Genomic DNA, 23706 nt, shown 5'->3' on the forward strand with positions numbered 1-23706 from the left:
ATTATTCAACGTCGGCTGCTTTGGTTTTAAGAGGTGTAGGAACCTTTTCGAATTTACCACCAGCCTTTTCAATTGCTGCGATAACAGATTTCGAAGCGGCTTGAACCTTCAAGTTAACCTTCTCGTTCAACTCACCACGAGCGATGACTTTAACCTTATGGAAAGGTGTTGCAATGTAGCCTTCTTCAAACAATCGGAAGTTGTCAACATCACCAGCCAAATCATTCAAGTGGTCAAGGTAAACAACTTGCGCAGGTTTTGCCAAAGATTTGAAACCTTTGATCTTTGGGGTAGCCTTAACGATTGAGTTCTGTCCACCTTGGAAGGTTGGGCGAAGTTTTTTACCAGTTCGAGCACCCTGACCTTTTGTGCCACGGCCGGCAGTTTTACCGCGACCAGCCGAGATACCGCGACCAACGCGGATTCGCTTTTTGTTGGCTTCTACTTGGAGTTCATTGTATTTCATTACTTAGTCTCCTTTTTTGCTTTTGGGGCATTTAGCCACTGATTTTTAGGAACAAGGCTCGCCAAAGCATCAACAGTTGCGTAAGCGATGTTCACTTTATTGGTTGAACCAAGCGATTTTGAAAGCATATTTCGAACGCCAGTTACGCCGATAATTTGTCGAACAACACCACCAGCGATAATACCAGTACCAGGAGCGGCAGGCTTCAAAAGAACGTGCGCACCAGTAACTTTTTTCTCAACTTCGTGTGGGATCGTGTCGCCTTCGAGAGCGATTTCAACCATATTCTTCTTTGCGACATTGGTTGCTTTTGCGATAGCCGCAGTCACATCTTGACCTTTGGCTACACCAACGCCAACTTTGTTTTTGCGGTCACCCACAACAACAAGAGCCTTAAAGCGGAATCGGCGACCACCTTTTACCACGCGAGAAACGCGGTCGATATTGATAACCAATTCTTCAAATTGTTTTTCTTCGCGAGGCTGCTCATTGCGTCGGCCTCGGCGTTCATTGTTTTTACCGCCGCGATTGTTAGCGCGTGGTGCTCGGTTTTGAGTTTTTTGGTTTTCCATAAATTAAAACTCCAATCCTTCTTTTCGAGCAGCGTCAGCAAGTGCGGAAAGTCGACCTGCGTATTGGCGACCATTTCGGTCGAACACTACTGAATTAATTTTAGCCTTCTTTGCTTTTTTGGCGATTTCTTCACCAATTTTAGCGCAAAGTTCAGTCTTCGAACCCTTCAATTTTGAACCAACAGTTGTCGCAGAAACAAGAGTTTTTTGCGCAACATCATCGATGATTTGGGCTTGAACGTGAAGGTTGCTGATAGTCACGGTTAGGCGTGGTCGTTCAGCAGTTCCTGAAATTTTTGCGCGAACGCGGTTCTTTCGAAGAGATTTATTCAAATTCTTCTTTACTAAAGCCTTAGACATTATTTACCTGCCTTTCCTGCTTTGCGCAAGATTACTTCGTCAACATATTTAATACCTTTACCCTTGTATGGTTCAGGCTTCTTCAAAGCACGAATTTCTGCAGCGGTTTGACCAACGGCTTGTTTGTCAATTCCGGCAACAGTGATAATCATTTTGTCATTAGACAAAGTAATACCATCTTTTGCTTTGTAGATTACAGGGTGAGAGAAGCCAAGTTGCATCTCAAGTTCCTGTGGGTTGTTAGTTTGGACGCGGAAACCAACTCCGTTAACTTCCAATTTCTTTTCGAAACCTTTAGTTACGCCAGTAACGGCGTTATTCAAAAGGGCTCGTTGTAGACCGTGTTGTGCTCGGGCTACGCGTTCGTCATTTTTTCGAACAACCTTGAGAGTAGCCTCTTCGAGAGAAACCTCGACATCTGAGAGATGAGGCACAGTCAATTCGCCCTTAGCGCCTTTAACTGAAATCTCGTTCTCGTCAATCGTGATTGTCACGCCGGCTGGTACCTCAATAGGCAGTTTTCCGATTCGACTCATTGAACTTTTCCTTTCATTAAAGAGTGATTTTTGTTTTGTTGTGCTTTCGAATTGCTTCGAGGCGCAAAATCTCCCAAATTTCACTCGCATTATTATTAACTTTTCCAGTTTATCATAATACTACTAAAAAATCAATAGTTTTTACTGGCTTTTAAAAAACTTTATTTCACAATCTGAGTAAATTTTTTCAAATAATAACCGATCGGCTTTGTTCGCTTGTAATTTTAGTGAAAATATTGTAAAATTATATTAAATTTGCTTCGGCAAGAACATTTAAAGAGGAGGTTTCTTATGAAACTAATAATGGCGTATCAGCATCCAGCGCTCTTGGAGCCTGTTTGCGAAGTTGTCAAACGAGGAAGACTTTATAGTTCCGCGTTTAATGTAGAAAAATTTCTGAGCGCAGAAGTCGATGAATCAGTAAAAGACATACTTTTATCTTTGCCGAGACCGACCACTGATGAAGAGATAAGCAAGATTTCAACAATTCTATCTCTTTCTGCTAGGCGCGACATCTATGACCCTAACAAAAAATTAGGCTGGCGTAGCAATGAAGCACTCTGCTCATTAGACACAGAAACCCTTGAGATTCTGGCTGTGTCGCTCAATATTTTTACTCAAGAAGGGCTAAATGAGGTCGTCAGCCTTCTTATTACTGGAGTTTTACCAGAAGAACTTTTGCGCGAGTTTATAGACTCTATGATATTAAAGAATCGTATAAATAAGCCAAGTTTTTATGAATATTTCCTAGATAAAATTGGAATCGATAATATCGAAGAGAGTTTTATGGATTTTCTGGAAAACGATATTTTACTCCATTATTATCCGATGTATTCAAGCCTTAAGCATCTTTTTAGGATTGAATTTTGGAAGTGGATCTGGCTCAAAGAGCGTGGAATTCTGAAAAATCCCGCGGCGAGATTTTTTGAAAAGTTAATCGAATTCGAAGGTATCCGTGACGATAATCCGAGATTTCGAGTTCTGGAAGAGTTACGCAAAGAACGACGCAGAATCGTGGCAATTAGCAAGGGCCTCAACGCTAAGATGGGCGCACTGTCCAGAGATTATAACTGGCAAGAGGAAATTGCTAATCTGACTCGAGAAATTCAGAATTTCCCCAAAGGATTTCAGTCAAATCGAGATGGTGAAAGCAATATTCATCACCTATTCTTCCCATCCAACAGATACACCCACGGTATTACCAAGGCGTATCGCGGCAAAGCATTCAATAAAATCCGCATATTGAAAAAATCTCACGCGCGGATGAATATTGAATTAGAAAATTTTGGCGACAGATATGGGTTCCCGATTTTAACGCCAGATCTGATTGATGCAATCAAGGCCTATCGAGAAAATTTCGAAATTCCGTATCTTAACTTTTTGAGTCTAAGAAGAACTTTTGCTGAAATTTGCTCGGCCACAGAGCCATCGATCGAGGATGTTCAAAACGACCAAGTGCGTGAGATTTATGCGCTGTCTGCTAGATTTTACGATCTGTTTGAAGTTCAGGCAAAGTATATTAATCGAGAAACCGTCCGCTGATTCCTAGCCCGCTTCAGTAAGCGGGTTTTTTATCGCCTAAATTCTAAAAATCTCACAAAATCACCAAATTTATCCCTAGAAAATTCATGCTGAATTTGTTCAGCCAAATCAAGCCTGTCTGTTATAATGCCATCAACTTCAGATTGAATATAGCGAGAAATCCGCTCACGATCATTAATTGTCCACACAAAAATCTCTAGTTTTTTGTTCTTTGATCTCTTTATAAATTTTGGTCTAAAAGAAAAATCCTCAACAGCATAAAAATCCAAATTCAGCCGACCAAAATCACCAAAAATCAGCGGAATCACGCCACCAGTCTTGATCTCTGGTGCCAAGCGCTCAATCTTAGAAATCAGGCCAAGATCAATCGACATAACTCTCTCTGTTTTAGAAATTCCCAGATCTCGAACTTTTTTAATGAAGAGTTGTGGCAGATTTTCAGGCTCCTGCCCGTGCGTTTTGATCTCAATCAAAAGACCGATCTTCAGGCTCTTAGCGCGAGCAACAAATTCTTCAAAGGTAGGAATTCTACTCTCAAAATTACCATCAGAAATTCTAAGTGCTTGAATCTGCTCCAAAGTCAAATCACCGACCCGCAGATCTTGCCCCGTCAAACGCTTGAGGTTAGTATCATGAACTACCACAAAATGGCCATCGCGCGTCAATTGAATATCCATCTCCACCAGATGAGCGCCTTTGCTTTTGGCGGACTCTAGCGCTTCGAGAGAATTCTCCACTCCACCGTAAATATCACCACGATGAGCAATATTCAAGATGTTTTTATTGGGGCGAGCGTAATAAATTTTCACCGCATTACTCACAATTGATCCAATAAATAAGATCAAAACCGTTATCACCAATAACTTTGATCGCTTTTTTCTTTCTTTGTGAGTTTCTTTTATGAGAGTCGAAGCATTCAGATAATTCAAAAGCACCACCACGATAGTGATTTTGCTCATCATTAAAAATCCAAAACTGACCGCATCTAAAGTTGTATAAAAAATCGTCTTAGAAAGCCAAAAATCAAGATTCTGCGCGAATTTCTCAAGAGTAATACCTACAATAGCCATAATGCCAAGCGCTACAAATGCCAGAATAACATTGAAAAATCCAATCGCCAGAATAATTTTAAGTTTGTTGCGGCGTGTAATTTGCCACGATTTTTTAATGTTAGAAACAAGAGATTTTTTACTAAGAATCGACAAAGGCAAAGTAAAAATCAGTCGCAGATTAAGATAAAACACACCTGCAAACAGCAAAACCGACATAAGCGCCCCCGACTCGCTCTTGAAGAGTTCACCAATAATAAAATCAGGTATTTTAATTTGGTTCAGCAGAACTGAATTTAGTCCTAGATTACCAAACGGGATCATAATCACAAAATACGCCAAGAAAAATGGAATTTGCCCACCCAAAACCAGCGACTTCATATTCTTGAGCGTTTGAGAAAAGACCTTTTTGAATGAAAATCCACTGCCCGTACGGCGAGATTCTATCAAAGTTATCAAAAAAGAAAATTCCACAAAAGTCAAAAACGCTACTGCTATCAGGTAAAAAATCCACGCTAAAATGCTTAAAGGGCTGGACAAAAATGCGCCAAGGTTATCTTTAGTTAAATTGGGTTGCCCAGAAACAAGCAAAATCCCACGGAACATAACAGACAAAAGCCCCACTCCCGCAACCGTCATAAAAAAATGGAGTAGCGACCCGCCAATCAAGAAACCATACTTATTACGATAGATATTTTGCCAAGAATTGGCTATTAAAGTCTTTAACATTATTAAATAATTTTAGCATATTTTACGCCAAAAATCAAAAATCACCCACATTTCTGCGAGTGATTTTTGCTGAAATTTGGTAAATTACCAAACCTTCAAGAGGAGTTCGCCACCAAGTCGTTGTTTCTTGGCTTCGAAACCGTTCATAACACCTTTTGAAGTTGAAAGTAGAACCATTCCGCGACCAGATTTGATGCGTGGGATTTCTTCTACGCCAACATACATTCGGCGTCCAGGCTTGCTCATTCGAGTCAATTCGTTGAAGCGAGCAACTTCGCCATCTTTGTTGATTTTTACAACCAAGATATCACGAGGTTTTGCGGATTCAACAGAAACTGATTCAATGTAGTTCGCCTTTGCGAGTTCTTCAGCGACAACTTTTTTCAATTTTGAACTTGGAACTCGAATTTCATTTTTTCCGACCAAAGCCGCGTTTCGAATGCGGGTAAGAAGGTCAGCAATTGGGTCAGTTGATTGTAATGACATTATTCTGTTCTCCTTTCCTACCAACTACTCTTTGTTACGCCAGGGATTTCACCCTTTGAGGCTTTAATTCGAAATGTGATACGGCTCATACCAAAGCGTCGCATATAACCGCGTGGACGACCATCGAAGTTGTCTCGGTTTTTGTGGCGAGTTGGTGATGAGTTGCGAGGCAATTTCTGAAGACCTTCTTGGTCGCCAGCAGCCTTCAATTCGGCGCGCTTTGCGGCGTATTTTTCGATCATTTTCTTGCGTTTTAGATCTTTTGCAATCATTGATTTCTTAGCCATTACGCTTTTCCTTTCTTCTCAAATGGAATACCGAATTTTTCAAGAAGTGCTCGAGAATGAGCCGCATCTTGGTTTTTAATCACAAAAGTGACTTGTAGACCGTGAAGAATTTGGGTTTCTTCGAAATTCAACTCTGGGAAAATCGATTGCTCGAGAATACCGAGATTGTAATTTCCGCCCTTGTCGAAGCCTTTTGCGCCAACACCGTGGAAGTCTCGCACGCGAGGCAATGCCACATTGGTTAGGCGATCGAGGAATTCGTACATTCTGTCACCGCGAAGTGTTACGCTGTAACCGATTGGCGCACCCATTCCACCACGAATCTTGAAAGTCGCGATAGATTTCTTTGCCAAGCGTTCAACTGGAGTTTGGCCAGTAACTTTAGTAATAGTGTTTTTTACTAAATCTTGGAAACGCTTGTCATCTTTTTTCTTACCAGTTCCAACGCTAACAACGATTTTTTCAAGTTTTGGAACTTGGTGAATATTTGTTAGCTCTAGTTCGCTTTGGAGTTCTTTAACAAATTGCTCTTTGTAAAGAGTTTTCAAGCGTGGAACATAAACAGTAGTTTTAGCCATTATTTATCTCCTTTTTTGCTTGATTTAGCGCTTTTAGCCTCTACTTTTTTAACCTTGTGAGCAGGAGTTGGGACATGAATGTCCTTTACACCTCCACGAGGATTGAATTGATTTGGCTTAATGTGTCGGTGTTTTTTACCGATACCTTCAACCAAAAATGCGTTCTTTTTAGGCAGAACTTTTACAACTTCACCAGTTGCGCCTTTATCTTTTCCGCTGATGATTACAACTGTATCACCTTTTACAATTCCGTTGACTGCCATATTATAGAACCTCCGGTGCTAAGCTGATAATTTTGTTATAACCAAGGTCACGAAGTTCTCGCGGAACTGGACCAAATACGCGGGTTGCTTTTGGTGTTTTGTCCTCACCAATGATAACTGCGGCATTCTCGTCGAAGCAGATAGTTGAACCATCTTTTCGGCGAATTTGATCGCGAGTTCGTACCACAACTGCTTTAACAACAGATTTTTTCTTGATATTACCAGTTGGGTTGGCGTCTTTTACGGTTGCAACGATAACATCGCCAACTCGTGCGTAGCGCCTCTTTGAGCCACCGAGAACGCGGATACAAAGGATTTCCTTCGCACCGCTGTTGTCAGCAACTTTTAGTCGGGATTCCTGCTGAATCATTAGGCCTCCTCTTCTTTCAGCTCGATTGTTCCGCGAGCCTTTTCAACCACTTCAACCAAAGCAAAAGATTTGGTTTTTGAGATTGGTCGAACTTCTTTGATGATAACTTTGTCGCCTTCACCGGCTTCATTCATTTCATCATGAGCAGCGTATTTTCGAGTAACAGTGTATTGCTTGCCGTAAATTGGGTGTGTTTCACGGCTAGTTACAGAAACGGTAATGGTTTTGTTGGCTTTCGCGCTTGAAACGATACCAGTCATAGTAGTCGCCATATTAGATTTCACCTTTCTTTACGAATTTAACTTTTACTGGAAGTTTGTGGCCAGCAAGTCGCATCGCCTCGCGAGCAACTTCTTCAGAAACACCGTTCATTTCGAACATAATTGTTCCTGCTTTAACCTTTGCCACAAAGAATTCTGGGTTTCCCTTACCGCTACCCATTTTCACATCTTGTGGTTTGCGGGTAACTGGAGTGTGAGGGAAGATTCGGATCCAAACCTGACCACCACGTTTGATGTAGCGAGTCATCGCGGTTCGGGCTGATTCAATCTGTCGTGAGTTGATTCGCTCATTTTCAAGACTCATCAAACCATAATCACCGAAGGCAACAGTGTTTCCACGAGTTGCTCGGCCTGGGTTTTTGCCTTTTCGAACTTTTCGGTGAGCGGTCTTCTTTGGTAATAAAATAGCCATTACTTATCGTTCCTTTCACCTTTGTTAATCCAAACTTTCACGCCGATAATACCAGCAGGAGTTTGGGCGCGAGCACCGTGATAATTGATGTCAGCGCGAATTGTATGAAGTGGCACAGAGCCTTCTGAGAATTTCTCACGGCGGCTCATTTCAGCGCCGTTGAGACGACCAGCCACCTCGATTCGAACACCTTTTGCGCCAGCGTTCATCACATTTTGAAGCGCCATTTTTACCGCACGGCGGAAGTTAATTCGGCGTTCAAGTTGATGAGCGACGTTTTCAGCAACAAGTTTTGCTGAAAGTTCTGGGCGTCGAACTTCTTCGATATTGATTCGAACTGGAAGGCTAACGAGTTTCTCAAGTTGAAGTTTCAACTCTTGAACGCCAGCACCGCCTCGACCGATCACAACACCAGCCTTAGCAGTGTGAATTGTGATGGTGATTAGGTTTTCAGTTCGTTCGATTTCGATGCGATCGATAGTTGGGCGAGATTCGAAGCGCTTTTCAATGTGCTTGCGGATCTTGTCGTCTTCTACCAAGTTCTTTGCAAAATCTTTTTTAGATGCGAACCATCGAGAATCCCAGTTTTTGTGAGCCTGAAGACGGAAACTGATTGGATTTACTTTCTGTCCCATTATTTGCTCTCTTTCTCTGCTTTTTTAGCAGGGGTTTTCTTAACTTCGGCTTTTTTGGCTGGAGCCTTTTTCTCTTTAACCACGCCAGAAACTTCGATCAAAATGTTAGAAGATTTCTTCTGGAATGGAAGCGCCATACCTCGCATATGAGGCTTGAATCGCTTGAGGCGAGCGCCAGCAGTTACAGAAACAGTAGTCAAAACCAAAGTTTTTGGATCTACGTTGTCGTTGTTTTTAGCATTTGCCGCAGCAGATTGGATAGCCTTTTTCACTGCCAACGCACTTCGGCGTGGAGTGTGATCAAGGATAACAAGGGCATCAGCAACAGTTCGGCCTCGAACAAGCGAAGCAACGATCGAAACTTTTCGTGGAGTCTGAGCGACACCTTTGATGTAAGCACGTGTTGTTTTAGTAGCCATTATTTTTTATCCTTTCCACCGTGTTTGCGGAATTTGCGTGTTGGTGAAAATTCACCAAGTTTGTGGCCAACCATGTTTTCTGTGATGTAAACAGGAACATGAAGGCGACCGTTGTGGACAGCGATTGTTCGACCAACCATTTCTGGAGTGATTGTACAAGCGCGAGCCCAAGTTTTGATTACCGTTCGGTCATCGGCACCAAGCGCTGCTACCTTTTTAGCAAGTTTGAAGTCGATAAACGGACCTTTTTTCAATGAACGACTCATTTATTTTCTCCTCTTCGCTTCGTGACGACTCTTCACGATAAATTTATTAGTGCTCTTGCGGCGACGAGTTTTGTAGCCGAGAGTTGGTTGACCCCAAGGTGTGCGTGGAGTCGCGCGGCCGATACCGTGACGACCACCGTCACCACCACCGTGTGGGTGATCTACAGCGTTCATAACAACACCACGAACTGTTGGGCGAATACCTTTGCGGCGATTGCGTCCAGCAGAACCAATTTTTACGTTTTGGTGCTGAATATTACCAACTGTTCCGAGAGAAGCGTGAGATTCCAAGCGGAATTTTCGAACTTCACCAGATGGCAATTTCACCTGAGCATAGTCACCTTCTTTAGCCATCAACTGTGCTTTTGCGCCAGCCGAACGAACCATTTGGGCACCTTTGCCTGGAGTGATTTCAATTGCGTAAATTTGCGCACCAACTGGAATGTCTGAAAGTGGAAGGCGGTTAGACTCTTCGATTTCAATCTGTGAACCAGTTTGGAAAGTTTTGCCTTGGAACATAGAAGTGTCAGCCAAAACGTAGTAGAATTTGCCATTTTGATCTTGAACGCGGGCGATTCGAGCGGATCGGTTTGGATCGTATTCGATTTCACGAACGGTCAAAGTCAAGCCAAGTGGCAATTTGTGGGTCAAGATGCGGTAATGCCTCTTTACACCACCACCTCGGTGTCGAACAGTAATTCGACCAGAGTTGTTGCGACCAGCATTTTGCTTTTTTGCCTTCAAGAGAGATTTTAGCGGTTTCTTGGTTGTGATTTCGCTATAATCCTCAGTGGTCATACCTCGTCGAGCAGGAGTCGTTGGGTTATACTTTTTGATAGCCATTACTTCTTCTCCTCAGTTTGAGCGGCCTCAGTTTCAAAGATTGCGATTTTGTCGCCTTCTTTTACAGAAACATAGGCTTTTTTGATATCTTTCTGGGTAGTTGAGCCAGCAACATATCGCTTTGGATTGCGAGATTTGTTGATTCGCTTAACTTTTCCAGATTGAATTACGGTTCGAACACCAGTTACGGTTACGCCGAATTCTTTTTCAATCGCTTCTTTGATTTGATTTTTGTTCAAAGAAAGCGGTACATTAAATGCGTAAACATTTTTTTCTACAGAAAGAGCATAAGTTTTCTCGGTTGCTCGTGGAGTAATAGGTTTGATAGCCATTATTTTTCTCCTCCTAACCAGTTTTCAATGATTTCGACTGCTTGTGGCGCAATGACAATGTGGTCAGCGTTAAGAATGTCGAAAACATTTAGATACATTGGCGAAACAAGCAAAACTTCAGAAAGGTTGCTGGTTGCGCGAATCAACTCATCGGTTTTTTCTGCAACGATCAAGATTCGTCGGTTGAGTTTGTTGTCTGCCAAGAATTTAGCAACTTCAGCAGTTTTACCAGTGGTCTTGATTTCAGAAACAAGCACTTTGTCGGCCTTAACAGTCAACGCCTGTCGAAGCGCAACTCGCTTAGAAGTTTTTGAAATTTTCTTGGTGTAGTTTTCGTTACCGCGTGGTCCAAAAACGATACCACCGCCTCGCCAGATTGGGTTACGGATTGAGCCAAATCGTGCTCGACCAGTTCCCTTTTGGCGCCAAGGCTTTTTACCACCACCGCGGACTTCACCACGCTGTTTGGTTGTTGCCGAAGCAAGTCGATTATTTGCCAAGTAAGCGTCGTAGGCAAGTTTCAAAAGTTCATGATTGCGAACTTCAACCGCAAAAACGCTCTTTGGTAGAGTTGTTTTTTCAGCCATTATGCTTTACCTCCAATACTTACGAGACCCTTCTTAGGTCCTGGCACAGCGCCTTTTAGACCAATAAGGTTGTTTTCTGCGTCAATGTACGCAACAACAAGATTCTTCACAGTTACGCGGTCGTGACCCATTCGGCCAGGCATTCGCTTACCTTTGAAGACTTTTTGTGGATACATTGAACCGATTGAACCCACGCGTCGAACGTTGCCGTTGCCACCGTGAGAACTTTTACTTGTGTTGAAGTTGTGGCGTTTAACGGTTCCTGCAAAACCTTTACCTTTGCTTGTGCCAGTAACATCTACGATGTCGCCGAGCGCAAACGCTTCAACATTGATTTTTGAGCCGACTTTGATTTCTGAAGAAATCTCGTCAACGCGGAACTCACGAATATGCTTCGGAGTTACCTCTGCTGGTTTTACATGTCCAGCCACGGCCTTGCTCAGGTTCTTACCCTCACCAAAAGCCACTTGGACTGCGTTGTAACCGTCAGTTTCGACAGTCTTGACCTGAGTCACAGTCACAGGGCCGGCTTGAATTAGCGTAATTGGTGTTGCAACGCCATCTTCGCCGATGATTTGGGTCATACCAATCTTGGTACCGAGAAGTGTTTTCATTTCACTTATGCTCCCATTAGGTTAATATTTATAATACTCCATTTACACTCTTAAAGCTTGGCTGTCGTGCGGTTTTGCGGTCGAGCATTCTCTGTTGCAACCTTCACATTGCCAAGTTTTAATATTTACGCAAATAAAGTTCAAGGTCAATTGTAGCATAAAAACAAAGAAAAAGCAAGGGGTTTAAGCCTCGCTTTTTAGTTTTTCTTGAATGAATTATTTCTTCGCCGCAACAAATTCTGCCGCTTTGATTTTTTCTTCCAGCGCTTTACCGGCAACAAAACGCACTTTCGCTTCTTCGATAATTGAAGAGTTCACCTTATCTTTGGTTTCGACACCCTTGCTTTTCAGGGTTGTGCGGAAATAACCAAGCTTTCCCAAATGAATATTCTCGCCATTCACCAACCTATCGCCAATTTCATCTGTAAGCGCCAACAGCACGGCATAGACATCAATGTGGCTCACAGTAGTGGATTGCTTGCTAATCGCCTTGGCAATTTCTTCAAGGTCAACACTTCGAGTCATCGACGCCTTGGCGTACCATTTGGCAGGCTCGGACAATTTGGTTGGATTTTTTAGTTCAATTGGTTTATATTCAATAGCCATTTTTACTCCTTAAACGCTAAAATTTTAATTGAATGCCCTTTGAAAAGTTTTTTAATGCCCTTTCAATTTAATTTCAATGCCCTTTGAAAAAGATTTTAACTAGCATTGAATTTGATTTGAACTATATTTGAAGTCGAGAAGCTCCTTTCTTGCCTTAAATTATAAGCGAAAAGAACTTAAATTTATGGTTTTATTTTAGCATAAGCGCGGGGCGGGAGTCAAGAGTCTCAGGGAGGCAAAAAATAATAAAAGCCCCCATAAACTTGGAGGCTTTTTGCTTAAAGGTGCTTCTTGCGGGCAGAAATTTCTTTGTGGCGGCCCTCAACCATTGGTCGAGCCTGAGGGTTGCCAAGATAACCGCAAGTTCGCTTAACTACATCACAAGTCTGCGGATTTTTATTACCGCAACTCGGACAACGAAATCCACGCGCTGTTGGCTCAAAATCACCAGTAAAATCGCACTCATAACAGTGGTCAATCGCTGTGTTAGTGCCGAGATAGCCAACTTTGTCATAGGCAAAATCCCAGACTGCCTCAAGCGCTTTAGGGTTATTTACCAGAGGTGGATACTCACAGTAATGGATAAAACCGCCACTACAAAATTGCGGATAATCGCTCTCGAAGAGAACTTTCTCGAAAGGCGTAGGCGATTTTCTGACATCATAATGGAAAGAATTGGTATAGTAACCCTTGTCCGTAATGTCATCAATCAGCCCGAATTTTTCCGTATCAAGACGACAAAATCTATCCGTTAAACTCTCGCTCGGCGTGGAGTAAAGACTAAAGTGATAGCCGTAAATATCACTCCATTCATCCGCCTTAGCCTTCATTTTGCGCAATATTTCAAGCGTAAAATCCTTAGCCTCGCGATTATCCTCCCAAGCGTTGCCATAGAACACGGTAGCAACTTCATAAAGCCCAATATAGCCTAAAGAAATCGTGGCGCGACGATTTTCGAAAAGAGTTTTCACCTCTTCGCCTGTCTTCAATCGCTTACCAAAAACTCCGTGCTTATAGAGAATTGGCGCGTTGTCGGGCTGAGCCTCGAGACATCTTTCTGCTCGAAACGCCAAGCCTTTACGACAAATTTCAAGACGTGTATCCAAAATCCGCCAAAACTTATCGAAGTTTCCGCCAGATTCGATAGCAATTCGCGGTAAATTAAGCGTAATTACGCCCAAATTCATCCGCCCATCATTGACTTCAACCCCGTTTTCATCTTTCCAGCCCTGAAGAAACGACCGACAACCCATCGGAGCCTTAAAACTCCCCGTGATTTCGATGATTTTTTCATACATCAAAACATCTGGATACATCCGCTTAGTGGAGCATTCCAACGCCAATTGCTTGATGTCGTAATTAGGATCTTGAGGCTCGAGATTCAGGCCTTTTTTAAGCGTAAAGATCAACTTCGGAAAAATTGCCGTACGTTTCTCTCTACCCATACCATTGATACGGACGCGGAGAATCGCCTTCTGGATTTCCCGCTCAAAGCGATCCGTGCCAAGGCCAAAGCCAACACTCACAAAAGGCGTCTGACCATTAGAGTTGAAGAGTGTATTTACCTCATACTCAAGGGACTGAATTGCATCGTAGATGTCTTTTTGCGTCTTTCTCCAAGCATAGTTCTGCGGGTTAGGAATTTCAAATTCCTCAGCATCATTTAAATGCTTTTCGAAGTTAATCTTGGCATACTCGCCTAGAATTTTGTCCGCACGATTGATTGTACAACCGCCATATTGTTGACCCGTAACATTGGCTACGATTTGCGCAATTTGTGCCGTAGCCGTGTTGATAGAGCGCGGACTCTCAACATCAGCATTACCGATAGTGAAGCCATTTTTTAGCATACCTTTGACATCTATTAAACAACAGTTTGTCATCGGAGAGTAAGGGTGGTAGTCTAAATCGTGAAAATGAATTTGCCCGTCAAGATGCGCTTGAGCGACCTCCGTTGGGAGCATTTGGAGACCGTGTTCCTTGGCAACCGCACCAGCAGTAAGGTCGCGGCGAGTATGAAACTGCCGTGAATCTTTGTTGGCGTTTTCATGTTTCTCGATTTTGATTGGATTTGGTGTGATTTTCATTTTTATCACTTCCTTTCAATTTTAATGTGCGACCAATAGTTATTTATAATTATAGCGCTTGTGTATATAAAAATCAATACCAAAAACGCTAAATATGGTAGTTATTTTTACAACAAACGCTATATGTAGTTTTTCAAAAATAAAAAAGACCCTCTTTAATAGAGGGTTGAAGTATGTTTTCACTCAGGCGTGCTGACAGCGTAAATTATTATAAGATACACCAAGAACATAACCGCCTTAACCAAAAAACCACCATCTGACACCTGCGCAGCAAATTGCGGAATCACGGAGAATACCACAACCGACATCAAAATCAGCAGAGTGATTGTCGACAGAGGCTCTTTCTTTTTATCACCGCTTCTTTTGTCTCTTATCAGAACGATTGGTAAAACCGACAGAACAGTCATCGTTAGCAGATAGATTGCTGTGTTAGCAATAGAGATAATAGCACTCTCGCCTTCTGAGCTAAATCCAAAATTGAAGTATCCCCTAATGCCGTTAATTTCAAGCACCCAGAGAATCATCCCAATCAGGCTCATCAGCAACAAAATAGAGTCTATTATGTCAAGCTTCCTATCTTTGAAGAAAAGCAAAAGACCTATTCCTGCAGACAAAAGCGATAATTGAACGGTTTGATTTGAAAACATACTTGTAAAGCTACTAAGGAATCCCATTTTAGATTCCTCCTTTCTTAAATATAGTCCTACTATAACATTTTTATTCATAAAAGTCAATAAACCGCCCTCTTTAGATAGGGGCGGCTTTATTCGAAAACTTCGAGTTATAATTACATCTTGATTTCAGCATCAACACCGGCTGGAAGACTTAGGTTCTGAAGAGAATCGATAGTCTTTGGTGTTGCGTTGGTGATATCGATAAGGCGTTTATGAACGCGCATTTCATAGGCTTCACCACCTGGCTTGTAAACGTGTGGAGACTTCACAACGGTGAAAGTGCTCTTTCGAGTTGGAAGCGGAACCGGTCCAGCAACAGTTGCGCCAGTCCTGATGGCTGTATCAACGATTTGCTTTGCGCTTTGGTCAATAACTTTGTGATCATACGCTTTTAGGCGAATGCGAATTGTCAATCCTTCTGACATTTTTACTCCTTATTCTACATCCGTAACTTCTCCCGAGACCTTAAGATAATCTTGGGCGAATTCTCAGATAATTTTATATTACTTTTATATTTTAGCATATTCCGTGGTTGATTTCAAGCGCTTTCAATATGGATTTTTTATTAAAAAAGATATAAAATAGAGGTATAGTTTTAATAAATCAGAGAAAGGATAAAGATGGTAAAATTAGTTTTTGCGCGACACGGTGAGAGCGAATGGAATAAAGCCAATCTCTTCACGGGTTGGGCTGATGTAGATTTAAGCGAAAAAGGCGTTCAGCAAGCAGTTGATGCGGGTAAATTGATAAAAGAGGCGGGGATCGAGTTCGGCTTAGCCTTTACTTCTGTACTAAAGCGCGCCATCAAAACCACCAACCTTGCCCTCGAAGCATCAGACCAACTTTGGGTTCCGGTCGAAAAATCTTGGCGCCTCAACGAGCGCCACTATGGCGGTTTGACTGGTAAGAATAAGGCTGAGGCAGCCGCAGAATTTGGCAATGAGCAAGTTCACATTTGGCGCCGAAGTTATGATGTTTTACCTCCAGCAATGGATAAAGGTGACGAGCACTCGGCGCACAACGACCGCCGTTACAAATCGCTAGATTCAAGCGTAATTCCAGATGCAGAAAATCTTAAGGTTACTTTCGAGCGCGCCCTACCTTTCTGGGAAGACAAAATTGCGCCGGCCCTCAAGTCTGGCAAAAATGTTTTTGTCGGCGCTCACGGCAACTCAATCCGCGCGCTTGTCAAGCATATTAAAGGTCTTTCCGATGAAGAGATTATGGATGTAGAAATCCCTAACTTCCCTCCTCTTGTCTTTGAACTGGACGAAGATCTCAATATTTTGAACGAATATTTCTTGGGTGAGTAAAATTTAAGATAAAATAAATAAACGAGCGATTTTCTGCTCGTTTTATTTTGGAGTTACAACGCGCTCCTGAGTTTTAACCCAAGAAGTTCCACAAACCTATCTTCTATATCGATAACTTTACAAAATCTCTCCTCGCCAAGCGCAACGATTTTTCGATCATTATACACATAACCAATGACCTCATCGCCACCTACACTTACCGTCAAAGAATAAAACTCAGAATTCTCTCTGTGAGAATTTTCATCGCAGAAGATGATTAAAAGTTCTCGATTCTGCCCAGGATTTAAATGGACACCGATAGAAATCTTGTCTTCTACGGAATCATATATTTTATAAACTTTCCCAGAATGTGATTTTGCGACTGAAACTTTCACAGATTCAGGATTGTCGGTATTTATAACCTTTTGGACATCCCAATCTGTAAATTCCTTAAAAAAATCTTTCATAAATGTACGACCCCATTTCTTTAATATGAATTTTATTATAACATTTTAAGGCAGAAAAATCAATCAAAATAAAACCGCCCTCGTATAAACGAGAGCGATTTTTAGTTTTAAGAAATCTCTTGAAAACTATTATTTGATGATTGATGTAACAACACCAGCACCAACAGTTCGGCCACCTTCGCGGATAGCAAAGTTCAAACCCTGCTCCATAGCGATAGGCGCTTGAAGTTTAACCTTGAAGGTTACATCATCGCCAGGCATAACCATTTCTTTGTCCGCTGGAAGTTCAACTTCACCAGTAACGTCAGTTGTTCGGAAGTAGAATTGTGGTTTGTAACCCTTTGAGAATGGAGTGTGTCGTCCACCTTCTTCTTTTTTCAAGATGTAAACTTGAGCCTCGAACTCTGTGTGTGGAGTAATTGTGCCAGGAGCAGCGATAACTTGTCCACGCTCGATTTGTTCGCGGTCAATACCTCGGAGAAGAAGACCAGCGTTGTCACCTGCTTGACCTTGGTCAAGAGATTTTTTGAAGGCTTCGATACCAGTAACGACAGTCTTTTGTGATTCTTTAAGACCAACAATTTCAACTTCGTCGTTAAGTTTAACGATACCTTGCTCAATACGACCAGTCGCAACAGTACCACGACCTTTGATTGAGAAGACGTCTTCGATAGGCATCAAGAATGGTTTGTCCATGTCTCGTGCTGGCTCTTCGATGTAAGAATCCATCGCAGCAACCAATTCCATAATAGCGTCTTCGTATTTAGCATCACCTTCAAGTGCCTTCAATGCAGAACCCTTAATAACTGGTGCGTTGTCGCCATCGAAGCCGTTGTTTGAAAGAAGCTCACGAACATCCATTTCGATCAATTCAACGAGTTCTTCATCAGCCATGTCCATCTTGTTCAAGAAGACAACGATCTTAGGCACACCAACCTGCTTAGCAAGAAGAACGTGCTCGCGAGTCTGTGGCATTGGGCCGTCAGTTGCAGCGATAACAAGAACCGCACCGTCAACCTGCGCAGCACCAGTGATCATGTTTTTAACGTAGTCGGCGTGACCAGGCATGTCAACGTGAGCGTAGTGTCGGTTTTCTGATTCGTATTCTTGGTGAGAAGAAGCGATGGTGATACCACGAGCTTTTTCTTCTGGTGCGTTGTCGATTTGATCGTACGCAACTGGTTTGTTAACTTCTGATGGAAGTTTTTTTGCAAGAACTGCTGTGATAGCCGCAGTAAGAGTTGTTTTACCGTGGTCAACGTGTCCCATAGTACCAACGTTTACGTGTGGCTTTGAGCGGTCAAATTCTGCCATTTAGAATTTCTCCTTTATATTATTTATTATTATCTCGCATCGCACGGCTCGGCTTTTCCAAAACGCACGATGCGACGCTACCTTAATTATACTCGATTTTTTTCAAAATGTAAAGAGTGAAAAACGCTTAATTTTGCGGTTTATACAAGCCTTCGTGGCGCTTGCCGTCATAAATCGAAGTCGGAATCCGCTTAGTCTTGACCTTTTCTTCAACAATTTGGCGGTTGCGCTCGAGTTTACTGGTTGTTTTTTCAGACTTGGCAGACTTCGAAATATCTTCAATCTGCCCAGAAGAAAATCCAGCCTCACCCAACCAATCACTTAGTTTCTCTTCAACCTTATCGGAAGTCATCGCTTTAAGCGTCTTGCCATTAAAATTCTCCTGCCACACAACACCTTGTGCGTCTTTTCCCGTGAAGATCTTTTCAACCAAAAACCATTCTGCGGCCAATTTTGGTCCATTTTCCGGCTGAAAATCTCGCACGGCTTCAATATATCGCGCCAAAAGGTCTGAATTGGCGAACTTATCACCATTTCCTCCACGAATCACGTAAGGAACCAAATGAGTTTTATATTTTTCAAAGAATCCGCTCGATTTTTGAGAAGCAAAAGAATTTCTACAAACTATACAGCCAGGGTCGAAGAAATCAACTGCTGCACCATTGGAGTTTTCTGATTTTTCGCTAAATTGACCGTAAAAGTGGGAATTTTCGACCATAAAATCTTTTGCCTTAAAAGTCATAAATTTAGTCGGAATAGCATTAAAAATCTCACCCCACTCTTCAAACCAATTAGAAACAGGATTTCCACCAGAAACATCATCAATAGAGCAAGCCTCAGCCGACGACAAAGCACAGGCATCTGGCTTACGCACATCACAGGTGCCAAAGGTCCATAATGCAAGCCCCGATTTAACCAAAGTCAAAAGTGACCAGACCGATACGATAATAATCACCAACGAAGCACCCTCAATCGCAACAGAGACGGGCTTGACCCAATTCTTATGCTTAACGATGATTTTGGAGAGAATCGAATTCTTGATTTCATCACCAAAATTACTATCACATGCCTTAAAAGTTGCTCGCCGAGTGAAACAATGGAGAGATTTTTTGAATAATTTAGAAATAGAGTCAGCCAACTTTTTTTGACCAACAAGACGCAAGAATGGCGTAAATAGCCAAATTATTAAAAATATAACAAATGCCGCAATACAAATCATCCGAGTATCCTTTCCAAAACCTGTCTTAATTTGACAATATCTTCTTTTGTGTTGTGAAGACCAAGCGAAATCCTCACTAAATGGGGATAGTTCTTAACTTCTTTGAGATAGTAGTGACAGCAAAAATATCCGCTTCGAACCATAATTCCTTCTTGAGAAAGCGCTTGAGCGATTAAATGCGCATCCAGATCTTTATGGTAAAAACTAATCACCGGAGAAGATTTCTCATTCAATACCACAACATCTTTTTGCTCTTTTAGAAAGTCAAAAATTTCTTGCGAAAATTCTGTGATTCGGGAGGATTTTTTGGCTTTTTTTAGCCACTCGAGTGCCGGCTTAAGTGCAATAATCTCCGCCCACGCCTGTAGTCCCGGCTCAAAAATCGCGTGGATATGATCGCCGTCCAACATCTCGAAATCATCAGCAGTTACGCCCGAAACCATTCCACCGCCAACAAAACTAGTTTTGATAAATCTGGTCAAATCACGACGCACAATCATAACGCCAAGGCTGGCAGAATATGCTTTATGCGCAGAAAACACAATCGCATCGGCAGGAACTTTTTGAAGAAGTTCAAAATTAGAGCCAATTGCTTGCGCTGCATCCAAAATAACAAATCCACCCTGTTTTTTAATCTGCTTCACCAACTTAGCCACATTTTCAAGACGCCTTCCATCGATATTGGAGACAGCGTTAACAACAACCAAACTGTCCGAAAAATTATTTTCAAGAGAAATAGATCCGTCGATCTCTCTTGGCAAAATAATTCTCTCCACACCCGTTCTCTTAGCAAAAGCGATAGTCGACAAAAAAACAGAGTTGTGCTCAATCTCAGTCGTAATAATGCGAGAAATCGGTAGTTCGAGTTGGCTCAGAAGCAGATTCAATCCATAAGTCGTATTGAGCGTAAAACTTACAAAATAATCGCGCTTTCTTAATTTCAAAAGGTCAATAACAGCCTCTCGACTCTCCGCAACCTTTTCGTCAACTTTGCGACCCCAAGCGTATTTCACGCGCTCGCCACAAGAGTTGTACTGCGTAAAATATTCATTCATGACATCCATAACAACTCGCGGGCGCAAAGTTTGGCAAGCCCCGTCAAAATAGTGATGATTCTCGCCTAAATAATCAAAATCGTTCAAAATTCCTCCTTAACTCTCACCATTTTATCACAAATTTTCATAAGCGTAAAGAAACCGCCCGAAATTTCGAGCGGAAATGTGCTAACTGGCGTTAATTTTGGCACGAAGTTTGGCGCGATTGCGGCGTAAATTTTTAATTTCAAAATAACTTTCTCCTGGGAATAATTTTTCAAAATCACAAACCGCCAAACCGCAAGTTCGCATTAAGCGATAAGCGACATTTTTATCTTTCAAATCCGCATTGGAATAGCGACGCTCAGAACTTCGTTTTATATCAATAAGGGCTTGGTTTTTCATAACTCAGCCCTCCTTTCTGAAATTTTCAAGGTAAAACCTCAGTCTGATTTTAACACATCTTTTGTTTTTTGACAAATATTTATGAAAAAGCCAGCACAAGGCTGGCATTAAACTGGAGGTTTTATGAGACCCGCTTAGAGCGGATACTGAGGCGGTCGGCTTCCTTGCTTCGACGATCATAGTTCCTCTCGAAGCGATTAATCTCCCGATCGATAAAATTCACCGCGCCTTTAGCGAACTTGTTTTGGCGGTCCCGATTGATCAGCCCTTTCTTACGGGCACCATCACGACGGCCAATTTTGGCTTGGACCGCATCAAGTCTCATTCCGCCAAGATACATAAGCTCGCCATCAAGGGAATCTTTTGCTTTCTCGATACTGAGGATAATCGACCTACCGCCAAATTTTGAGATAGATTCTTTAGCGGATCGAAAAATAGATTGAGCCCTTCCGCGCATTTTTGAACTGCGACGGCCAACTTTTCTAGAATTTTTATGCCACTCTTCATAAAGCTCTGCTCTCAAATCTTCATAATAAGACTGCGCCACAGCTAAATCCGTACTGTTGGCTGGAGTTTCTGGGGTGTTGTACGCATAATCATACAATTCGCCAAGCTGATCGCGGACAAGGGCTTCAAATTCTGCTTGCTTTTTCATAAAAAAGCACCTCCATGAATAAATTTAGAACTTCTTTCGAAATTCTATCTTCTATATTTTAACACTTTATCAGAAAAAAGTCAACAAAAATCGCCCCTTTTACGAGAGGCGATTTGTTCGAAAAAACGAATTATTTAGCATTGCGCTTTTCGATGATTTCTTGCGCGACATTAGGTGGAACTTCTTCATACTGAGCGAGTTCCATTGTAGAAGCCGCACGACCCTTACTCATTGAACGAAGGTCAGAGGTGTAGCCAAACATATTGGCAAGAGGCACGAAGCCACGAACCAACTTTGAGCCACCCATGAGGTCATCCATTGAGTCGATTCGACCACGGCGAGAGTTAAGGTCTCCGATCACGTCACCCATGAACTCTTCTGGAGTGGTGATTTCTACCTTCATTACAGGCTCAAGAAGAACTGGCTTAGCATCCTTAATACCTGCACGAGTTGCGAGAGCACCAGCCAACTTAAAGGCAAGTTCGCTTGAGTCGACATCGTGGTAAGAACCATCATAAAGAGTTGCTTTAACATCAACTACTGGATATCCAGCGATAACACCGCCTTCGAGAGTTTCTTTAATACCTTGCTCAACAGGCTTGCGGTACTCTTGAGGAACAACACCACCTTTGATTTCATCAATAAATTCAAAGCCTTTTCCGGCTTCATTTGGTTCAAACTTAATCCAAACGTCACCGTATTGACCACGACCACCAGACTGCTTAGCATGCTTACCTTGCGCTTGAGCAATACCGCGGATAGTTTCACGGAAAGCAACTTGAGGTTCACCAATGTTGGCTTCAACGTTAAACTCACGCTTCATTCGGTCGATTAAGATGTCAAGGTGAAGTTCACCCATACCAGACATAATTGTTTGGCCGGTTTCTTCATCAGTATGAACGCGGAAAGTTGGATCTTCTTCAGCAAGTCGTTGAAGTGCGATACCCATCTTTTCTTGGTCAGCCTTGGTTTTTGGCTCAACGGCGATCGAAACTGGAGGCTCGGCAAATTCGATACCTTCGAGAATGATACCGTGGTTGAGATCACAAAGTGTCGCACCAGTTGTAACATCCTTAAGACCCACAACAGCCGCAATGTCACCAGCGCCGATTTCTGTGATATCCTCACGCTTGTCAGCATGCATTCGAACAAGTCGTCCAACGCGTTCTTTTTTGCCAGTCATAGTGTTGAGAACATATGATCCAGCCGTAATTTTACCACTATAAACACGGATAAAGACAAGTTTACCAACGAATGGGTCAGTAGCAATCTTAAATGCCAAAGCAGAAGTTGGCTCAGTTATAGATGGCTTACGCTCGATAGCGTCACCAGTCTTAGGATCAGTTCCTTGAATGGCAGAAACATCAAGTGGGCTTGGTAGGTAATCAGTAATAAGGTCAAGAACCTTTTCCACGATCACACCGCGGCCGTCACCACCAGTTACAAGGAAGAAGTCACCCGCCAAAACCCGCTTGCGTAGCGCGGCTTTAAGTTCTTCGGTAGTAATGCTTTCTTCACCTTCATCAAAGAATCGCATCATCAACTCATCATCAGCCTCAACAGCGTTTTCAACAAGAAGCGAACGAGCATTTTTAGCCTTCTCAAGCATATCTGCTGGGATTTCACCAACCTTCAATTCGTGGTCAGCGTAGTTGTCGTAGGTGTAAGCCTTCATATCGATAAGATCAACGACACCGTTGATTTCTTGCTCGAAGCCAATTGGAAGGTGAATTGGGAACGCCTGTCGGCTCAATCGCTCGTGGATAGATTGAATAGACTTGTAGAAGTCACCACCAGTTTGGTTAATTTTGTTGATAAAGCAAACACGAGGCACGCCGTATTTGTCAGCCTGTCGCCAAACAGTTTCGGACTGCGCTTCCACACCCATTTTACCGTCGAAAACAGTCACAGCACCGTCAAGAACGCGAAGTGAGCGCTCAACTTCCGCCGTAAAGTCGATGTGACCTGGGGTGTCGATGATGTTGATTTTATGGTCTTTCCAGAAACAAGTCACCGCAGCAGACGTAATTGTAATACCGCGTTCTTTTTCTTGTTCCATCCAGTCGGTTGTCGCACCGTCACCTTCACCACGAACAACACCAATTTTATGTGTCAAACCTGTTCGGTAAAGGATACCTTCAGTTGTGGTGGTCTTACCAGCGTCGATGTGCGCGATGATACCAACGTTTCGGAATTTTTCCAATGGAGTATTTTTATTCATTTGATTCCTCTTAAATTTATTATTTAATAGTTGTTCTGGGCGTCAATTTATTGTTTCGAATTTCGAAATTCAAACCGACACAAAAACAACGCTTCGCCTTTAATT

General features: G+C 42.4%; 31 protein-coding genes and 1 pseudogene. 2 read left to right on the top strand and 30 right to left on the bottom strand.

The window, feature by feature from the left end:
* Nucleotide 1: 1 nt before the first annotated feature.
* From rplO to rplF, 4 genes are read right to left on the bottom strand one after another with little or no spacing between them, the layout of a single operon-like run.
* A complete protein-coding gene (gene rplO / locus Q4A21_01660) occupies nucleotides 2-466 on the bottom strand; it encodes a 50S ribosomal protein L15 (protein MDO4902244.1) in 465 nt (154 codons plus the stop codon).
* Nucleotides 466-1038: a 30S ribosomal protein S5 gene (gene rpsE, locus Q4A21_01665; GenBank protein ID MDO4902245.1), complete on the bottom strand. Its 573-nt coding sequence runs from the start codon at nucleotides 1036-1038 to the stop codon at nucleotides 466-468. The genes rplO and rpsE overlap by 1 nt, the downstream gene beginning before the upstream one ends.
* Before the next feature lie 3 nt (nucleotides 1039-1041).
* Nucleotides 1042-1398: a 50S ribosomal protein L18 gene (gene rplR / locus Q4A21_01670; protein MDO4902246.1), complete on the bottom strand. Its 357-nt coding sequence runs from the start codon at nucleotides 1396-1398 to the stop codon at nucleotides 1042-1044.
* Nucleotides 1398-1934: a 50S ribosomal protein L6 gene (gene rplF / locus Q4A21_01675; GenBank protein ID MDO4902247.1), complete on the bottom strand. Its 537-nt coding sequence runs from the start codon at nucleotides 1932-1934 to the stop codon at nucleotides 1398-1400. Before rplF ends, rplR begins: the two co-directional genes overlap by 1 nt.
* 291 nt (nucleotides 1935-2225) lie before the next feature.
* Between rplF and Q4A21_01680 the strand changes: the two genes are divergently transcribed.
* Nucleotides 2226-3476 carry a hypothetical protein gene (locus tag Q4A21_01680; GenBank protein ID MDO4902248.1) on the top strand — a complete coding sequence of 417 codons (1251 nt, stop codon included), beginning with the start codon at nucleotides 2226-2228 and terminating at the stop codon, nucleotides 3474-3476.
* A gap of 29 nt (nucleotides 3477-3505) precedes the next feature.
* Here the strand turns inward: Q4A21_01680 and Q4A21_01685 are convergent, their stop codons facing one another.
* The 19 genes and pseudogenes from Q4A21_01685 to rpsJ all read right to left on the bottom strand — a co-directional run bounded on the left by Q4A21_01685 (nucleotide 3506) and on the right by rpsJ (nucleotide 15419).
* On the bottom strand, nucleotides 3506-5254 hold the full coding sequence (locus Q4A21_01685) for a glycerophosphodiester phosphodiesterase (GenBank protein ID MDO4902249.1): 1749 nt from the start codon (nucleotides 5252-5254) through the stop codon (nucleotides 3506-3508).
* Nucleotides 5255-5338: 84 nt separating this feature from the next.
* On the bottom strand, nucleotides 5339-5740 hold the full coding sequence (gene rpsH, locus Q4A21_01690; GenBank protein MDO4902250.1) for a 30S ribosomal protein S8: 402 nt from the start codon (nucleotides 5738-5740) through the stop codon (nucleotides 5339-5341).
* A gap of 17 nt (nucleotides 5741-5757) precedes the next feature.
* The gene (gene rpsN / locus Q4A21_01695; protein MDO4902251.1) at nucleotides 5758-6027 is read right to left on the bottom strand and encodes a 30S ribosomal protein S14; all 270 of its coding nucleotides are present in this window, start codon (nucleotides 6025-6027) and stop codon (nucleotides 5758-5760) included.
* Nucleotides 6027-6605, bottom strand: a complete 579-nt coding sequence (gene rplE / locus Q4A21_01700; protein ID MDO4902252.1) for a 50S ribosomal protein L5 — start codon at nucleotides 6603-6605, stop codon at nucleotides 6027-6029. The genes rpsN and rplE overlap by 1 nt, the downstream gene beginning before the upstream one ends.
* A complete protein-coding gene (rplX, locus tag Q4A21_01705; protein ID MDO4902253.1) occupies nucleotides 6605-6868 on the bottom strand; it encodes a 50S ribosomal protein L24 in 264 nt (87 codons plus the stop codon). Before rplX ends, rplE begins: the two co-directional genes overlap by 1 nt.
* A gap of 1 nt (nucleotide 6869) precedes the next feature.
* Complete coding sequence (gene rplN / locus Q4A21_01710; GenBank protein MDO4902254.1) at nucleotides 6870-7238, bottom strand: 50S ribosomal protein L14; 369 nt, start codon at nucleotides 7236-7238, stop codon at nucleotides 6870-6872.
* A complete protein-coding gene (gene rpsQ, locus Q4A21_01715) occupies nucleotides 7238-7510 on the bottom strand; it encodes a 30S ribosomal protein S17 (protein ID MDO4902255.1) in 273 nt (90 codons plus the stop codon). The genes rplN and rpsQ overlap by 1 nt, the downstream gene beginning before the upstream one ends.
* Nucleotide 7511: 1 nt before the next feature.
* Entirely contained in the window at nucleotides 7512-7925 is a 414-nt protein-coding gene (gene rplP, locus Q4A21_01720; GenBank protein ID MDO4902256.1) for a 50S ribosomal protein L16, read from the bottom strand.
* 5 nt (nucleotides 7926-7930) lie between these two features.
* Nucleotides 7931-8566, bottom strand: coding sequence for a 30S ribosomal protein S3 (gene rpsC, locus Q4A21_01725; GenBank protein ID MDO4902257.1), 636 nt, complete (start codon nucleotides 8564-8566; stop codon nucleotides 7931-7933).
* Nucleotides 8566-8985, bottom strand: coding sequence for a 50S ribosomal protein L22 (gene rplV / locus Q4A21_01730; protein ID MDO4902258.1), 420 nt, complete (start codon nucleotides 8983-8985; stop codon nucleotides 8566-8568). The genes rpsC and rplV overlap by 1 nt, the downstream gene beginning before the upstream one ends.
* Nucleotides 8985-9251, bottom strand: coding sequence for a 30S ribosomal protein S19 (gene rpsS, locus Q4A21_01735; GenBank protein MDO4902259.1), 267 nt, complete (start codon nucleotides 9249-9251; stop codon nucleotides 8985-8987). Before rpsS ends, rplV begins: the two co-directional genes overlap by 1 nt.
* Nucleotides 9252-10094: a 50S ribosomal protein L2 gene (gene rplB / locus Q4A21_01740; GenBank protein MDO4902260.1), complete on the bottom strand. Its 843-nt coding sequence runs from the start codon at nucleotides 10092-10094 to the stop codon at nucleotides 9252-9254.
* On the bottom strand, nucleotides 10094-10426 hold the full coding sequence (locus Q4A21_01745) for a 50S ribosomal protein L23 (GenBank protein MDO4902261.1): 333 nt from the start codon (nucleotides 10424-10426) through the stop codon (nucleotides 10094-10096). The genes rplB and Q4A21_01745 overlap by 1 nt, the downstream gene beginning before the upstream one ends.
* The gene (gene rplD / locus Q4A21_01750) at nucleotides 10426-11013 is read right to left on the bottom strand and encodes a 50S ribosomal protein L4 (protein MDO4902262.1); all 588 of its coding nucleotides are present in this window, start codon (nucleotides 11011-11013) and stop codon (nucleotides 10426-10428) included. The genes Q4A21_01745 and rplD overlap by 1 nt, the downstream gene beginning before the upstream one ends.
* The gene (gene rplC / locus Q4A21_01755; GenBank protein ID MDO4902263.1) at nucleotides 11013-11627 is read right to left on the bottom strand and encodes a 50S ribosomal protein L3; all 615 of its coding nucleotides are present in this window, start codon (nucleotides 11625-11627) and stop codon (nucleotides 11013-11015) included. The genes rplD and rplC overlap by 1 nt, the downstream gene beginning before the upstream one ends.
* Before the next feature lie 216 nt (nucleotides 11628-11843).
* Nucleotides 11844-12233, bottom strand: a complete 390-nt coding sequence (locus Q4A21_01760) for an HU family DNA-binding protein (GenBank protein MDO4902264.1) — start codon at nucleotides 12231-12233, stop codon at nucleotides 11844-11846.
* A 278-nt stretch (nucleotides 12234-12511) separates the two neighbouring features.
* Nucleotides 12512-14284, bottom strand: a pseudogene (gene nrdD, locus Q4A21_01765) (anaerobic ribonucleoside-triphosphate reductase).
* Between the two features lie 215 nt (nucleotides 14285-14499).
* Nucleotides 14500-15045, bottom strand: a complete 546-nt coding sequence (locus Q4A21_01770; protein MDO4902265.1) for a hypothetical protein — start codon at nucleotides 15043-15045, stop codon at nucleotides 14500-14502.
* Nucleotides 15046-15107: 62 nt separating this feature from the next.
* Complete coding sequence (rpsJ, locus tag Q4A21_01775) at nucleotides 15108-15419, bottom strand: 30S ribosomal protein S10 (protein MDO4902266.1); 312 nt, start codon at nucleotides 15417-15419, stop codon at nucleotides 15108-15110.
* 195 nt (nucleotides 15420-15614) lie between these two features.
* Between rpsJ and Q4A21_01780 the strand changes: the two genes are divergently transcribed.
* Nucleotides 15615-16307: a phosphoglycerate mutase gene (locus Q4A21_01780; protein MDO4902267.1), complete on the top strand. Its 693-nt coding sequence runs from the start codon at nucleotides 15615-15617 to the stop codon at nucleotides 16305-16307.
* A 53-nt stretch (nucleotides 16308-16360) separates the two neighbouring features.
* On the opposite strand, the gene Q4A21_01785 is transcribed toward Q4A21_01780, so the two are convergent.
* The 7 genes from Q4A21_01785 to fusA all read right to left on the bottom strand — a co-directional run bounded on the left by Q4A21_01785 (nucleotide 16361) and on the right by fusA (nucleotide 23601).
* A complete protein-coding gene (locus tag Q4A21_01785) occupies nucleotides 16361-16753 on the bottom strand; it encodes a hypothetical protein (protein ID MDO4902268.1) in 393 nt (130 codons plus the stop codon).
* Between the two features lie 129 nt (nucleotides 16754-16882).
* Complete coding sequence (gene tuf, locus Q4A21_01790; protein MDO4902269.1) at nucleotides 16883-18067, bottom strand: elongation factor Tu; 1185 nt, start codon at nucleotides 18065-18067, stop codon at nucleotides 16883-16885.
* Nucleotides 18068-18194: 127 nt separating this feature from the next.
* Nucleotides 18195-19286 carry a hypothetical protein gene (locus Q4A21_01795; protein ID MDO4902270.1) on the bottom strand — a complete coding sequence of 364 codons (1092 nt, stop codon included), beginning with the start codon at nucleotides 19284-19286 and terminating at the stop codon, nucleotides 18195-18197.
* On the bottom strand, nucleotides 19283-20428 hold the full coding sequence (locus tag Q4A21_01800; protein ID MDO4902271.1) for an aminotransferase class V-fold PLP-dependent enzyme: 1146 nt from the start codon (nucleotides 20426-20428) through the stop codon (nucleotides 19283-19285). Before Q4A21_01800 ends, Q4A21_01795 begins: the two co-directional genes overlap by 4 nt.
* An 81-nt stretch (nucleotides 20429-20509) precedes the next feature.
* Entirely contained in the window at nucleotides 20510-20725 is a 216-nt protein-coding gene (locus Q4A21_01805; GenBank protein ID MDO4902272.1) for a hypothetical protein, read from the bottom strand.
* A gap of 121 nt (nucleotides 20726-20846) precedes the next feature.
* Complete coding sequence (locus tag Q4A21_01810; GenBank protein ID MDO4902273.1) at nucleotides 20847-21380, bottom strand: hypothetical protein; 534 nt, start codon at nucleotides 21378-21380, stop codon at nucleotides 20847-20849.
* A 130-nt stretch (nucleotides 21381-21510) separates the two neighbouring features.
* Complete coding sequence (fusA, locus tag Q4A21_01815; protein MDO4902274.1) at nucleotides 21511-23601, bottom strand: elongation factor G; 2091 nt, start codon at nucleotides 23599-23601, stop codon at nucleotides 21511-21513.
* Nucleotides 23602-23706 lie beyond the last annotated feature (105 nt).

This window comes from bacterium, assembly GCA_030530825.1.
Taxonomy (GTDB): domain Bacteria; phylum Patescibacteriota; class Saccharimonadia; order Saccharimonadales; family Saccharimonadaceae; genus Nanogingivalis.